The sequence below is a fragment of the Brucella sp. TWI559 genome, assembly GCF_039674265.1.
In the GTDB taxonomy this organism is placed as follows: Bacteria; Pseudomonadota; Alphaproteobacteria; order Rhizobiales; family Rhizobiaceae; genus Brucella; species Brucella chromiisoli.
In genome coordinates, this window is record NZ_JBDJNE010000093.1 from 1 (window position 1) to 233 (window position 233).

Genomic DNA, 233 nt, shown 5'->3' on the forward strand with positions numbered 1-233 from the left:
TGTTGGTCTTCGCAGCCGTCGTCTGGATGGTGCCGCCATTCGTGCCAAGCGTCACCGCACGACTGTTGTCAAAGCTGTCTGTGAGCAGAAGCGTGCCGCCGTTGAAGCCGAGTGCTCCTGTAGCAGCACCAAGATTGGCATTGGCCGAAACCGACACAACACCGCCATCAATCTGCGTGCCGCCCGTATAGTCACTGGCCGTGCTCGAGAGAACAAGCGTGCCGTCGCCGGTC

At 60.5% G+C, this 233-nt stretch carries 1 protein-coding gene; it reads right to left on the bottom strand.

The features are described from left to right. A partial coding sequence (locus ABE530_RS19765) for an autotransporter-associated beta strand repeat-containing protein (RefSeq protein WP_499695742.1) occupies nt 1-233 on the bottom strand: 233 nt, incomplete at both ends.